This is a genomic window from Streptomyces sp. NPDC093089 (genome assembly GCF_044754405.1).
Classification (GTDB): Bacteria; Actinomycetota; Actinomycetes; order Streptomycetales; family Streptomycetaceae; genus Streptomyces.
The window spans coordinates 446,223-460,191 of record NZ_JBIVPA010000007.1 but is presented as its reverse complement, the minus strand read 5'-3'; the positions used below and the strand labels follow the sequence as shown (position 1 = coordinate 460,191).

Sequence of the window (13,969 nt, the reverse complement as noted above, 5' to 3'; positions counted from 1 at the left end):
CGGGGGACGGGACCCTCTCATCGTAGGTCCGGGCGCCGTCCCCCGCGCGGGGCCGCGCTAGCCGCCGTACGCCCCGCTCGCCGTCAGCCGCAGGGCGGTGTCGATCAGCGGGACGTGGCTGAAGGCCTGCGGGAAGTTGCCCACCTGGCGCTGGAGCCGCGGGTCCCACTCCTCGGCCAGCAGCCCGAGGTCGTTGCGCAGGGCCAGGAGCTTCTCGAAGAGCGTGCGGGCCTCGTCGACGCGGCCGATCATCGCCAGGTCGTCGGCCAGCCAGAACGAGCAGGCCAGGAACGCGCCCTCGTCGCCCTCCAGACCGTCGACGCCGGCCTCCTCGCCGGCCGTGGGGTAGCGCAGGACGAAGCCGTCCTCCGTGGACAGCTCGCGCTGGATCGCCTCGATCGTGCCGATCACCCGCTTGTCGTCCGGCGGCAGGAAGCCCATCTGCGGGATCAGCAGCAGCGAGGCGTCCAGCTCCCGGGAGCCGTACGACTGCGTGAACGTGTTCCGCTCCTTGTCGTAGCCCTTCTCGCAGACGTCCCGGTGGATGTCGTCGCGCAGCTCCCGCCAGCGCTCCAGCGGGCCGTCGGCGTCCCCGGACTCGATGAGCTTGATCGTGCGGTCGACCGCCACCCAGGCCATCACCTTGGAGTGGACGAAGTGCCGGCGCGGGCCGCGGACCTCCCAGATGCCCTCGTCGGGCTGGTCCCAGTGCTTCTCCAGGTAGTTGATCAGCTTGATCTGGAGGAGGGAGGCGTAGTCGTTGCGGGAGAGGCCCGTCATGTGCGCCAGGTGGAGGGCCTCGGTGACCTCGCCGTAGACGTCCAGCTGGAGCTGGTTGGCGGCGCCGTTGCCGACCCGGACCGGGCCCGAGTTCTCGTACCCCGGCAGCCAGTCGAGCTCCGCCTCGCCGAGCTCCCGCTCACCGGCGATGCCGTACATGATCTGCAGGTTCTCCGGGTCGCCCGCGACCGCCCTGAGCAGCCAGTCCCGCCACGCGCGGGCCTCCTCGCGGTAGCCGGTGCGCAGCATCGAGGAGAGGGTGATCGCCGCGTCGCGGAGCCAGGTGTAGCGGTAGTCCCAGTTCCGGACGCCGCCGATCTCCTCCGGCAGTGAGGTGGTCGGCGCGGCCACGATCCCGCCGGTCGGCGCGTACGTCAGCGCCTTCAGGGTGATCAGCGAGCGGACCACGGCCTCCCGGTAGGGGCCGTGGTACGTGCAGTGCTCGACCCACTCGCGCCAGAACTCGGCCGTCGCCTCCAGGGAGCCGTCCGGGTCCGGCAGCGCCGGAGGCTCCTTGTGGGAGGGCTGCCAGGACAGCGTGAAGGTGATCCGCTCGCCGGGGGTGACGGTGAAGTCCGAGTACGTCGTCAGGTCCTCGCCGTGGGTCTCGCAGTCCGTGTCCAGCCACACCGAGTCCGGCCCGGCGACGGCGACCGTCCGCTCCCCGACCTTGTGGACCCAGGGCACGATCCGGCCGTAGCTGAACCGCATCCGCAGCGCCGAACGCATCCGCACCCGGCCGGAGACGCCCTCGACGATCCGGATCAGCTGCGGCGCGCCGTCGCGCGGCGGCATGAAGTCCGTCACCCGGACCGTGCCGCGCGGGGTGTCCCACTCGGACTCCAGGATCAGCGAGTCGCCCCGGTAGCGACGCCGGTCGGCGGGGGCGGGCTCGGCGTCCGCCGGACCCGCCGGACCCACCCGCCAGAACCCGTGCTCCTCGGTGCCGAGCAGTCCGGCGAAGACCGCGTGCGAGTCGAAGCGTGGGAGGCACAGCCAATCGACGCTGCCGTCCCGGCAGACCAGGGCAGCGGTCTGCATGTCTCCGATGAGTGCGTAATCCTCGATGCGCCCGGCCACGTGCTTCACTCCAGTCGAACGGCCATGTCCGCCCCGCGGGGCGCTTGCTGGATCCGTCCGGTTCCCGGCCGGATCCGTGTGTGTCAGCGGTCAAGGGGTCGTCGACGAGCTCTCGGGCCGGATGAAGGGGCGGGGTGGTGCCACTGGCCGGCCGGCTCGGCGGGCAACGTCCGAGCAGGATACGTCGCACCCTAGTGACCCGGTGATCACGTCGGTAACGGCATTGCTCCGATCGGGTGAACGACCCCCGTCTCCTCCTGGGCCGGTCCGCCCGGCACCCCTTTCCCCTGGTGGGCGGGTCGCCGCCCGGCCCTGTCGTCGGCCGCCCGGCCCTCCGCGTCGCCGTGCGTGAACACCCGACTGCCGCGTGTGGCCGGAAGCGGTCTCCTGATGTCGCTGATACCCTGGTACCCCGTGGACCGGTGGGAAACGGCGAAAGCCGAAGACCCCGCAACCGCAGCGACGGCACCCCCCGATTCTTCCGGAGGGGACGCCGGTACGCACCTCCAGAACGCGACCACGGGAGCCCCCTCTTGGCGATGCCGCCCAACACCACGACGACCAAGCACATCTTCGTCACCGGGGGTGTCGCCTCCTCCCTCGGCAAGGGCCTGACCGCCTCCAGCCTGGGTGCGCTCCTCAAGGCCCGCGGCCTGCGGGTCACGATGCAGAAGCTCGACCCCTACCTGAACGTCGACCCGGGCACGATGAACCCCTTCCAGCACGGCGAGGTGTTCGTCACCAACGACGGCGCCGAGACCGACCTGGACATCGGCCACTACGAGCGCTTCCTCGACGTCGACCTCGACGGCTCGGCCAACGTCACCACCGGCCAGGTCTACTCCCAGGTCATCGCCAAGGAGCGGCGCGGCGAGTACCTCGGCGACACCGTGCAGGTCATCCCGCACATCACCAACGAGATCAAGTCCCGGATCCGCCGCATGGCGACCGACGACGTCGACGTCGTCATCACCGAGGTCGGCGGCACGGTCGGCGACATCGAGTCGCTGCCGTTCCTGGAGACCGTCCGCCAGGTCCGCCACGAGGTCGGCCGCGACAACGTCTTCGTCGTGCACATCTCGCTGCTGCCCTACATCGGCCCCTCCGGCGAGCTGAAGACCAAGCCGACCCAGCACTCCGTCGCCGCCCTGCGCAACATCGGCATCCAGCCCGACGCGATCGTGCTGCGCGCCGACCGCGAGGTCCCGACCGCCATCAAGCGCAAGATCTCGCTGATGTGCGACGTCGACGAGGCCGCGGTGGTCGCCGCCATCGACGCCAAGTCGATCTACGACATCCCGAAGGTGCTGCACACCGAGGGCCTGGACGCCTACGTGGTCCGCAAGCTCGACCTGCCGTTCCGCGACGTGGACTGGTCCACCTGGGACGACCTGCTCGACCGCGTCCACAACCCCGAGCACGAGGTCACCGTCGCGCTCGTCGGCAAGTACATCGACCTGCCCGACGCGTACCTCTCCATCACCGAGGCCATGCGCGCCGGCGGCTTCGCCAACAAGGCCCGCGTCAAGGTCAAGTGGGTCACCTCCGACGACTGCAAGACCCCGGCGGGCGCGCAGAAGCAGCTCGGCGACGTCGACGCCGTCCTGATCCCCGGCGGCTTCGGCGACCGCGGCGTGAACGGCAAGATCGGCGCCATCCAGTACGCCCGCGAGAACAAGGTGCCGCTGCTCGGCATCTGCCTCGGCCTGCAGTGCATCGTCATCGAGGCCGCGCGGAACCTCGCGGACATCCCGGACGCCAACTCCACCGAGTTCGACCCGGCCACCGCGCACCCCGTCGTCTCCACGATGGAGGAGCAGCTCGCGTACGTCGAGGGCGCCGGCGACCTCGGCGGAACGATGCGCCTGGGCCTCTACCCGGCGAAGCTCGCCGAGGGCTCGATCGTCCGCGAGGTCTACGACGACCAGCCGTACGTGGACGAGCGCCACCGCCACCGCTACGAGGTGAACAACTCCTACCGCGCCGAGCTGGAGAAGAAGGCCGGCCTGGTCTTCTCCGGCACCTCCCCGGACAACAAGCTCGTCGAGTACGTCGAGTACCCGCGCGAGGTCCACCCCTACCTGGTCGCCACCCAGGCGCACCCGGAGCTCCGCTCCCGCCCGACCCGCCCCCACCCGCTCTTCGCGGGCCTGGTGAAGGCGGCCGTCGAGCGCAAGACGGGCAAGCCCGCGAAGTAACCGGCGCTGTCGGCCGTCGGCGTTAACGTTGCCGGGGTACGGGTCCTCACGGACGCGTACCCCGGCTTTCGCATGTGGTTCTGATGCGGTTCTGATGTGGTTCTGATGGTTCGTACGTGGTCGTATGTGGGAGGACCAAGATGCAGTTGCAGGACACCCCGGAGGAATGGCGGGTCGCCGAGACCACGACGCCCTTCCAGGGAAAGAAGACCAGTGTCCGCACGGACGACGTGGTCATGCCGGACGGCACGGTCGCCCGCCGCGACTACCAGGTCCACCCCGGCTCGGTGGCCGTCCTCGCCCTCGACGAGCAGGACCGCGTCCTGCTGATCAAGCAGTACCGCCACCCCGTCCGGCAGAAGCTCTGGGAGATCCCCGCGGGCCTGCTCGACGTCCCCGGCGAGAACCCCCTCCACGCCGCCCAGCGCGAGCTGTACGAAGAGGCCCACGTCAAGGCCGGCGACTGGCACGTCCTCGCCGACGTCTACACCTCGCCCGGCGGCACCGACGAGGCCCTTCGCATCTTCCTCGCGCGCGACCTCGCGGAGGCGGAGGGGGAGCGCTACGAGGTGTCCGACGAGGAGGCCGACATGGAGCACGCGCGGGTGCCGCTCGCGGAGCTGGTGTCCGGCGTGCTCGGCGGGCGCCTCCACAACACCTGCCTCGCCGTCGGGGTTCTCGCGCTGGCCGCCGCGCGTGCGGGGGAGGGGACGGCCGCGCTCCGCCCGGCCGACGCCCCTTGGCCGGCCCGCCCCTTCTCCGCCTGACCCGGGGGCCCGCCTCGGCCCTTGTGCCGTGCCCGGCTCCCGGGCCGAGCCTTCGGCCCTGGGCCCCCGGGCCGAGCCCCGGCTCCCGGGCCGTGCCTTCGCCCTGGGCGCCAGGGCCGTGCCCCGCCCCCGGGCCGTGCCCCGCCCCCGGGCCGAGCCCCGACCCCCGGGCCGTGCCTCGGCTCCTGGGCCGTGCCTGGCCCGCGCCTCGTGCGGGCCGCGCCCGTCGCCCTGGCCCACCTTCGTGTGGGCAATCGTCCCGCTGGGGCGTGGGGGTTCCCCGGACGGAGTCTGGGGGAGGGTGGGCACACGGGACGGCGCCCTCGGCGGCGCCTCCGCCCCCTGGACCCGCACCGGTAGTACCGCGTGCATAGGGTCCGGGTTCAGGCGCGGAAGCCTGGGCCCGGCTGGGGCGCCGTCCGTTGTGCCCACCCGTCCCGCCCCTGGCGGACGATTGCCCACAACGGGGTGGGCCGGGCCCAGCCGGGCCGGGCGGGGTGGGTAGCGCCGCCGCGGCGGGGCGATTGCCCACAACGGGGTGGGCCGGGCCCGGTCCTCTGTTGCCCCGCAACGGGGTGGGTCGGATCGGGCGGGGTGGGACCGCCGCGGCGGGGCGATTGCCCACGACGAGGGGGCTGCTGCAACGGGGGGTGTGACGATCGGTTGATCTGATTGGGGGATGTGTTGGTCGTGCTCGCGGGGGGTGGTGGCGGGGGCTGAACTACGCTCGGGATGCCCGTGAGGAGACACCCGCGGGATCGGCTCGTGTGCAGGTGGACGGGAGCGTGGCCCGTGACGGATCAGGCGGTGGCGGCGGCGGGCAGCCGGCATTTCTTCGGCCGGCAGCGGGAGTTGAAGGCTCTGCGCGCTGACATCGAGCGAACCGGGTTGGACACGCTGACGGGCCGTAAGGCGCCGAGGGCGAGGGTGCTGCTGATCGCGGGGAAGCCGGGGTCGGGGCGCACGGCGCTGGCGGAGGAGTTGGTGGCGGGGCTCGCGGACCGTTATCCCGACGGGGTGTTCAGGGCGCGGCTGACGGAACCGGGTGGGGATGCCGTTCCCGCCGGGCGGGCGGCGCAGGAACTCCTCGCGGCGCTGGGGGTCGAGGAGCCGCCGGGGGCCGGCGCGGACGAGCTGACCGAGCTGGTGCGGGGGGCGCTGGGTGCGCGCCGGGCGGTGCTGGTGCTGGATGACGCCGTCGACGCGGAGCAGGCCGATCCGTTGATCCCCGACAATCCGGACGCCCTGGTGGTGGGGGTGTCCCGGGGGCCGCTCACGGGGATTCCGGACGTGCGGCCGTGCACGCTCGGCGGGCTCGACCCGAAGTCGGCGATCGAGTTGCTGACCGCGTACACGGGTTCGGTGCGGGTGACCGTCGACCCGCAGGCGGCGGAGTCGCTGGTGGAGGAGTGCGGGGGGCTGCCGAGCGCGGTGGTCCTCGCGGGGGGATGGCTGTCGGCCCGGCCGAAGGCGTCCGTCGCCGATCTGGCGAAGCGGTTGCGCGCGCTGAGCGGGGATCCGCTGTCCCGTGCCTTCCAGCTGGCCCACGAGGGGCTGGACGGGACCGCCGCGCGGATACTGCGGTACCTGTCGCTCGCCCCGCTCGGGCGGGCCGACGCACACACGGCTTCGGCGCTGGCCGGCTGCTCGGTCTCCGCCGCGGGCACCACGCTCGCCGACTTCGCCGCCCTGGGGCTCGTCTCCGTCGGTGAGGACGGGCAGTACGAGGTGCGGGGCCACCTCGTACCCCTGCTTCGCGCTCAGCTGGAGGAGCGCGACCGGCCCGCCGAGGTGCAGCTCGCGCGGGCCCGGATGCTGGAGCGGACCGTACGGCTCCTCCAGTCGTGCCGTGCGGTCACCGAGCCCGAGGGTTCGCCGGCCCGCCGGAGGCTGGCGGGGCTGCCGCGTGCCCTGCGCTTCCCGAACGCGGCCGCAGGTGCGGCCTGGCTGGACTCGCGGCAGTCGGTCCTGCTGGCCTCGGCGCGGCTGGCCGTCGCCGACGGCGAGCTGGACACGCTGGCCCGCCGGCTGGTGGCCTCGCTGGTCAGGGCGCTGGCCGCGCACCGGGGGGCCGAGGCGGCGGCGCCGGAGCTGTACGGCCTGCATCGGCTGGTCCTGGACGTGGCCGAGCGGCGGGGGCTGGACCGGGAGCGGGCCGCGGCCCTGCTGAACCTGGCCGATCTGGATGCCCGGACCGGCAGGACGAAGGACGCTCTGCTGCGATATCGGTCGGCTTTGGAGGCCGGACGCAAAGCAAATGACCCGTATGCGACCGGTCGCGCAATGGAATCCGTAGGTGGGGCGTATCAGGAGCTGGGGGACTGGCAGCGGGCCGGTGACTGGTACGGGCGGGCGCTGGCGCAGCGCCTCGCCCGGGACGAGCGTGCCGACCAGGCCCGGCTGTACGCCCGCCTGGGGGCCGTGCAGACCTATGCGGGGCGGTACGGCGAGGCGCTGCGGAACTGGCGGGCCGCCGCCGCGGGCTACCGGCGGCTCGCGGATCTCCCGGGCCACGCGCGGGCGTTGAGCGAGGCGGCGCGGGTGCAGGAGTACGCCGGGCGGCCCGAGGAGTCGCTGCGGACCTGCGAGGAGGCGGTGGAGTGGGCCCGCCGGGCCAAGGACACCCGGCTCCAGGCGGCGCTCCAGTTGCGGCTGGCCGACACCCTCGACCGGCTGGGCGACCCGGCTGCGGCCGGGCTGCACCGGGCCGCGGCGGAGAGATTGCTGCAATCGGAACCTGTGGCCTACGAAATCCGCAGTGGGTCCGAGAAAGATTAGTACTTTGAAAGGCTAGACACCGGGAACTCCTTCATTAGACTGGGTGCGCCGCGTTCGAACGTGGTCTGCCCCGGTGCGCCGCAGTGCATCCGGGTATGTATCGCTGTGCCCCATGTATCCCCCCTGATTCAAGGACCGTGATCGACGATGAAGGTCGGCATCCCCCGCGAGGTCAAGAACAACGAGTTCCGCGTGGCCATCACCCCCGCCGGTGTCCACGAGCTCGTCCGCAACGGCCACCAGGTCTTCGTCGAGCAGAACGCCGGTGTCGGCTCCTCGATCACGGACGAGGAGTACGTCGCCGCCGGCGCCGAGATCCTCCCCACCGCCGACGAGGTGTGGGCCACCGCCGACCTGCTGCTCAAGGTCAAGGAGCCGATCGCGGAGGAGTACCACCGCCTCCGCAAGGACCAGACGCTCTTCACCTACCTGCACCTCGCCGCCTCCCGCGAGTGCACGGACGCGCTGCTCGAGTCCGGCACCACCGCCATCGCGTACGAGACCGTCGAGACCGCCAACCGCGCGCTCCCGCTGCTCGCCCCGATGTCCGAGGTCGCGGGCCGCCTGGCCCCGCAGGTCGGCGCGTACCACCTGATGCGCTCCGTCGGCGGCCGCGGCGTCCTCCCCGGCGGCGTCCCCGGCACCCACGCCGGCGAGTGCGTCGTCATCGGCGGCGGCGTCTCCGGCTGGAACGCCACCCAGATCGCCGTCGGCATGGGCTTCCACGTGACCCTGCTCGACCGCGACATCAACAAGCTCCGCGAGGCCGACAAGATCTTCGGCACCAAGGTGAAGACGATCGTCTCCAACGCCTTCGAGCTGGAGAAGGCCGTTGTCGAGGCCGACCTCGTCATCGGCGCCGTCCTCATCCCGGGCGCCAAGGCCCCGAAGCTGGTCACCAACGAGCTCGTCGCCAAGATGAAGCCCGGAAGTGTCCTTGTCGACATTGCGATCGACCAGGGCGGCTGCTTCGAGGACTCGCACCCGACCACCCACGCCGAGCCGACCTTCCAGGTCCACAACTCGGTCTTCTACTGCGTCGCCAACATGCCGGGCGCGGTCCCGAACACCTCCACCTACGCCCTCACCAACGCCACGCTGCCCTACATCGTGTCGCTGGCGAACAACGGCTGGGTCGAGGCGCTGCGCCGCGACGCCGCCCTCGGTCTGGGTCTCAACACCCATGACGGCAAGGTGGTTTACAAGGAGGTCGCGGAGGCGCACGGCCTCGAGCACGTCGAGCTGAGCAGCCTCCTGGGCTGACCCCCGCGGCACCGCCGTCAACGCGTGCCGTCAATGCCGCACCCCCGGCCGGACCTTGTTCGACAAGGTCCGGCCGGCTGTGTCTCCGGCCACGCCGAAACGTTCGGGCAACTCGCCTCGAACGTAACCCTTTAACCGTTTCGCACACCCCTGAAACGTGTGGATGCGTGGCTGCGCACCCTTGACAGAGAGGTGTTCGGTTGCCGACACATCGGGCCGGGTCCGGCGGATTGTGTTGCTGCGGAGCGGTGACACGCCATAGAGTCGCCAACCGTCGGCATGGTGCCACGCTGACCTATCGATAAATGTTCCTGGTGACATCCAAGGAGGTAAGACGACTTGTGAATGAGTCGACAATTACTCCCGGGAGCGGTGCGCCAGGTGCTCCGATCGGCTCCGTCGCGGTGCGGACCTTCGCGACGCACCAGCCCATGACGACAGCCCACACGATGAAGACGATGGACGGCCTACACGTGAACGCCACGGCCGGCAACGAGATGGGCCGAGAGTCCACCCACTTCGCCGCCTACGACGAGGTGCCCGAGGGGCACTTCTACGACCCCGACGCCGAGTACGAGCCCGACCCGGAGTACGCGGCCACCCTCGCACCCGACGCTGCCCGCCAGCGCCGCGAGCGGATCGGCCCCACCGGACGGCCCCTGCCGTACTTCCCGATCCCGGGTCCCCTGACCGACCACGGACCCGCGAAGATCATCGCGATGTGCAACCAGAAGGGCGGCGTCGGCAAGACCACGTCGACCATCAACCTGGGTGCCGCGCTCGCGGAGTACGGACGACGGGTGCTGCTCGTCGACTTCGACCCGCAGGGAGCCCTGTCGGTCGGCCTCGGCGTGAACCCGATGGAGCTCGACCTCACCGTCTACAACCTGCTCATGGAGCGGGGCATGTCGGCGGACGAGGTCCTCCTCAAGACCGCCGTGCCCAACATGGACCTGCTGCCGAGCAACATCGACCTCTCGGCCGCCGAAGTCCAGCTGGTGAGCGAGGTCGCGCGCGAGTCCACGCTCCAGCGCGCCCTGAAGCCGCTGATGAACGACTACGACTACATCGTGATCGACTGCCAGCCCTCGCTCGGCCTGCTGACCGTGAACGCCCTGACGGCGGCGCACAAGGTCATCGTGCCGCTGGAGTGCGAGTTCTTCGCCCTGCGCGGAGTGGCGCTGCTCACCGAGACCATCGAGAAGGTCCAGGAGCGGCTCAACCCCGAGCTGGAGCTCGACGGCATCCTCGCCACGATGTACGACTCCCGGACCGTGCACAGCCGCGAGGTCCTCGCGCGCGTCGTCGAGGCCTTCGACGACCACGTGTACCACACGGTCATCGGGCGGACCGTGCGCTTCCCGGAGACCACGGTCGCCGGCGAGCCCATCACCACCTACGCGTCCAACTCCGTGGGCGCCGCCGCCTACCGCCAGCTCGCCAGGGAGGTGCTCGCCCGGTGTCACGCCGAGTGAGTCTGCCCGGCGCCGACGAACTCTTCCGTACGACCGGGGGGACGGCGCTCCAGTCGTCCTCACCCCGCCGGGCCGTCCCGGCCCCGGCGGGCGAGAGCGACACGGCGGCGGCCGAGGGCTCCGCGGAGCACGCTGCCGCCGACGCCGAGGCGGCCGAACCGCGGGTCCGGACGGCGGAGCCCGAGGGCCCCGCTCCGAAGGCGGCGCCCACGGCGGCGGTCCCCGCCCCGGCAGCCGCCCGCCGACGCGGCGGCCGTACCCCGAACCGGCGGCCCAGCGGCCGCGAGCGCCACGACGAGAAGATCACGGTCTACGTCTCCGCCGAGGAGCTGATGGACCTGGAGCACGCCCGGCTGGTGCTCCGCGGCGAGCACGGACTCGCCGTCGACCGGGGCAGGATCGTCCGGGAGGCCGTCGCGGTCGTCCTGGCGGACCTGGAGTCCCGCGGCGACGCGAGCATCCTCGTGCGCCGTCTGCGCGGCCGCTGACGGTAGCCTGCGGGCTGCCGCGCCTCCCCGTTCTCCCTGGATCCCATGCACCACGCCCCTGACGAAACGTCCCGCCCGCCGCGCCGCCGCCTCCTGGGCCGCGGCCCGGGCGCGCCGGACCCCGCACCGGCCGTGGAGCACGTGCCTGCGGAGTCCGAGTCCGCGGAGCCCGTATCCGCGAGGTCCGTGCCCGCGGAGCCCATCGTGGAGCCGGATCCGTTCGTGGAGCCGGATCCGGTCGTGGAGCCCGAGCCCGTCGTCGAGCCCGAGCCCGCAGTGGTGCCCGAGTCCGAGCCCGTCGAGGCCGGGGGCGGGCGGTTCACCGTGCGGCTGGCGAACTTCGAGGGGCCGTTCGACCTGCTCCTGCAGCTGATCACCAAGCACAGGCTCGACGTCACCGAGGTGGCGCTGTCGCAGGTGACCGACGAGTTCATGGCGCACCTGCGCGCCCTGGGGCCGGACGGCGACCTCGACCAGACCACCGAGTTCCTCGTGGTCGCGGCCACCCTGCTCGACCTGAAGGCGGCCCGGCTGCTGCCCGCCGCCGAGGTGGAGGACGAGGCGGACCTCGCGCTCCTGGAGGCCCGCGACCTGCTGTTCGCCCGGCTCCTCCAGTACCGGGCGTACAAGCGCATCGCGGCGATCTTCGAGGAGCGCTGGGAGACCGAGGGCCGCCGCCATCCCCGTACCGTCGGACTAGAACCGCACCACGCCGAGCTGCTGCCCGAGGTGGTCATCTCCATCGGCGCCGAGGGCTTCGCGAAGCTGGCGGTCAAGGCCATGCGGCCCAAGCCCGAGCCGCAGGTGTACGTCGACCACATCCACGCCCCGCTGGTGAGCGTCCGTGAGCAGGCCGCCGTGGTCGTCGCGCTGCTGCGGGAGCGGGGGACGGCGGTCTTCCGCGAGCTGATCGAGGACGCCGGAGACACCCTCACCGTCGTCGCCCGCTTCCTCGCCCTTCTGGAGCTCTACCGGGAGAAGGCCGTCGCCCTCGACCAGGAGACCCCCCTGGGGGACCTCACGGTCTCCTGGACCGGCGGGGAGACGGACCCGTCCGGGGCCGTGACCGACGAATTCGACCAGGAGGCCACCGCGTGAGCGACCTCAAGCCCGCCCTCGAAGCCGTCCTCATGGTCGTCGACGAGCCCGCCACCGAGGCCCACCTCGCCAAGGTCCTGGAGCGCACCCCGCGCGAGGTGGCCGACGCCCTGCAGGAGCTGGCCGACGAGTACACCGTCCAGGGGCGCGGCTTCGAGCTGCGGAGGGTGGCCGGCGGCTGGCGGTACTACTCCCGCCCGGCCCACGCCGCGGCCGTCGAGGCCTTCGTGCTGGACGGGCAGCAGGCGCGGCTCACCCAGGCGGCCCTGGAGACCCTCGCGGTCGTCGCGTACCGCCAGCCGGTCAGCCGTTCCCGGGTCTCCGCGGTCCGCGGGGTCAACTGCGACGGCGTGATGCGGACCCTCCTCCAGCGCGGTCTGGTGGAGGAGGCGGGCGCGGAACCCGAAACAGGTGCGATCCTGTACAGGACGACGAACTACTTCCTGGAGCGGATGGGCCTGCGGGGCCTGGACGAACTCCCCGAGCTCGCGCCCTTCCTCCCCGAGGCGGAGGCGGTCGAGCCGGACTCGCTGGAAGGGGTTCCTTCGTTCGATCCGGATGCACCGGATCGTGAGGACGACGACAAGACGGAAGTTTGATGCGAAGCAGCAGCGGCAGGAACAGCAGCGGAAACAACGGCGGGAGCCGTGGTGGCAACAGCGGCGGCCGCGGCGGCAGCAGCGGCGGCGGCCGTGGTGGCAGCGGCTCCGGCGGTGGCGGCGGTTACCGGGGCTCCGGTGGCAGCGGCTCCGGTGGCGGCGGCTACCGCGGTGGCTCCGGCGGCAGCGGCTCCGGTGGCGGCGGTTACCGGGGCGGCAGCGGCGGCGGCGGTGGCGGCTACCAGGGCGGCTCCGGTGGCGGTTACCAGGGTGGTGGCGGCGGCCGCGACGACCGGCGCCCCAGCAACCCGCGCCGGCCGCGCCCCGAGGAGCGCTCCTACGACGTGGGCGGCCCCTCCGAGGCCCCGAAGAAGGGCCGCGGCGCCGCGGCCCGCGGTGGCGCCAAGGGCGGCCCCAAGGCCCCGCAGGGCGGCACCCCGCCCCGTCGCGGCCCGCACGGGCAGCGGCAGTCCCCGGCCCGCTCGCGCGAGCTCGACGCCAAGATCGAGCAGCGCAACCGGGAGCGGTACGAGAACCGGCCCCAGATCAAGACCCCCAAGACCTTCCCCGGCGCCGAGCAGGAGGGCGAGCGCCTGCAGAAGGTCCTCGCCCGTGCCGGCATGGGTTCCCGCCGCGCCTGCGAGGAGCTGATCGAGCAGGCCCGCGTCGAGGTCAACGGCGAGATCGTCCTGGAGCAGGGCAAGCGCGTCGACCCGGAGAAGGACGAGATCAAGGTGGACGGCCTGACCGTCGCCACCCAGTCCCACCTGTTCTTCGCGCTGAACAAGCCGGCCGGCGTCGTCTCCACCATGGAGGACCCGGACGGCCGCCAGTGCCTCGGCGACTACGTCACCAACCGCGAGACCCGGCTGTTCCACGTCGGCCGGCTCGACACGGAGACCGAGGGCATCATCCTGCTCACCAACCACGGTGAGCTGGCCCACCGCCTCACGCACCCGAAGTACGGCGTGAAGAAGACCTACCTGGCCGCCATCACCGGCCCGCTGCCCCGCGAGGTCGGCAGGCGGCTCAAGGACGGCATCCAGCTGGAGGACGGCTACGCCCGCGCCGACCACTTCCGCGTGGTCGAGCAGACCGGCAAGAACTACCTGGTCGAGGTCACCCTCCACGAAGGCCGCAAGCACATCGTGCGCCGCATGCTGGCCGAGGCCGGCTTCCCGGTCGAGAAGCTGGTCCGCACCGCCTTCGGCCCGATCTCCCTGGGCGACCAGAAGTCGGGCTGGCTGCGCCGCCTCACCAACACCGAGGTCGGCATGCTGATGAAGGAAGTCGGCATGTAAGGCTCCCCGCCGTACCCGACGAAGCCCGCGACCGCCCCGGCGGCCGCGGGCTTCGTCGTGCGAAGGGCCTTTGTCGCCCCGGGCTTCGTCGTGCGAAGGGCCTTGTGGCAGCGGTCCGTCCGCCTTTATAGTCAACATGACT

10 protein-coding genes are annotated in these 13,969 nt (G+C 72.0%); 9 read left to right on the top strand and 1 reads right to left on the bottom strand.

The genetic code is table 11. From position 1 onward, the window contains the following. Positions 1-57: 57 nt before the first annotated feature. On the bottom strand, positions 58-1,860 hold the full coding sequence (locus ACIQFX_RS19345) for a glycoside hydrolase family 15 protein (protein ID WP_402464589.1): 1,803 nt from the start codon (positions 1,858-1,860) through the stop codon (positions 58-60). A gap of 539 nt (positions 1,861-2,399) precedes the next feature. Here ACIQFX_RS19345 and ACIQFX_RS19340 point away from each other — a divergent pair. From ACIQFX_RS19340 to ACIQFX_RS19300, 9 genes are all read left to right on the top strand, one after another. Continuing rightward, complete coding sequence (locus ACIQFX_RS19340) at positions 2,400-4,058, top strand: CTP synthase (protein ID WP_402464651.1); 1,659 nt, start codon at positions 2,400-2,402, stop codon at positions 4,056-4,058. Between the two features lie 140 nt (positions 4,059-4,198). Next, a complete protein-coding gene (locus ACIQFX_RS19335; protein ID WP_402464587.1) occupies positions 4,199-4,825 on the top strand; it encodes an NUDIX domain-containing protein in 627 nt (208 codons plus the stop codon). A gap of 732 nt (positions 4,826-5,557) precedes the next feature. Then, a complete protein-coding gene (locus ACIQFX_RS19330; protein ID WP_402464585.1) occupies positions 5,558-7,603 on the top strand; it encodes an AAA family ATPase in 2,046 nt (681 codons plus the stop codon). A 147-nt stretch (positions 7,604-7,750) separates the two neighbouring features. Continuing rightward, positions 7,751-8,866 (top strand): alanine dehydrogenase, encoded by a 1,116-nt coding sequence (gene ald / locus ACIQFX_RS19325; protein WP_402464583.1) that lies wholly within the window; start codon positions 7,751-7,753, stop codon positions 8,864-8,866. A gap of 449 nt (positions 8,867-9,315) precedes the next feature. Then, positions 9,316-10,341 (top strand): ParA family protein, encoded by a 1,026-nt coding sequence (locus tag ACIQFX_RS19320; RefSeq protein ID WP_030212665.1) that lies wholly within the window; start codon positions 9,316-9,318, stop codon positions 10,339-10,341. Then, complete coding sequence (locus tag ACIQFX_RS19315) at positions 10,326-10,829, top strand: hypothetical protein (RefSeq protein WP_402464581.1); 504 nt, start codon at positions 10,326-10,328, stop codon at positions 10,827-10,829. The genes ACIQFX_RS19320 and ACIQFX_RS19315 overlap by 16 nt, the downstream gene beginning before the upstream one ends. Positions 10,830-10,874: 45 nt before the next feature. Further along, positions 10,875-11,927, top strand: coding sequence for a segregation and condensation protein A (locus ACIQFX_RS19310; RefSeq protein ID WP_402464579.1), 1,053 nt, complete (start codon positions 10,875-10,877; stop codon positions 11,925-11,927). Beyond that, positions 11,924-12,526 carry an SMC-Scp complex subunit ScpB gene (gene scpB, locus ACIQFX_RS19305; RefSeq protein WP_402464577.1) on the top strand — a complete coding sequence of 201 codons (603 nt, stop codon included), beginning with the start codon at positions 11,924-11,926 and terminating at the stop codon, positions 12,524-12,526. The genes ACIQFX_RS19310 and scpB overlap by 4 nt, the downstream gene beginning before the upstream one ends. Then, positions 12,526-13,827 (top strand): pseudouridine synthase, encoded by a 1,302-nt coding sequence (locus ACIQFX_RS19300; protein WP_402464575.1) that lies wholly within the window; start codon positions 12,526-12,528, stop codon positions 13,825-13,827. The genes scpB and ACIQFX_RS19300 overlap by 1 nt, the downstream gene beginning before the upstream one ends. Positions 13,828-13,969: the final 142 nt, after the last annotated feature.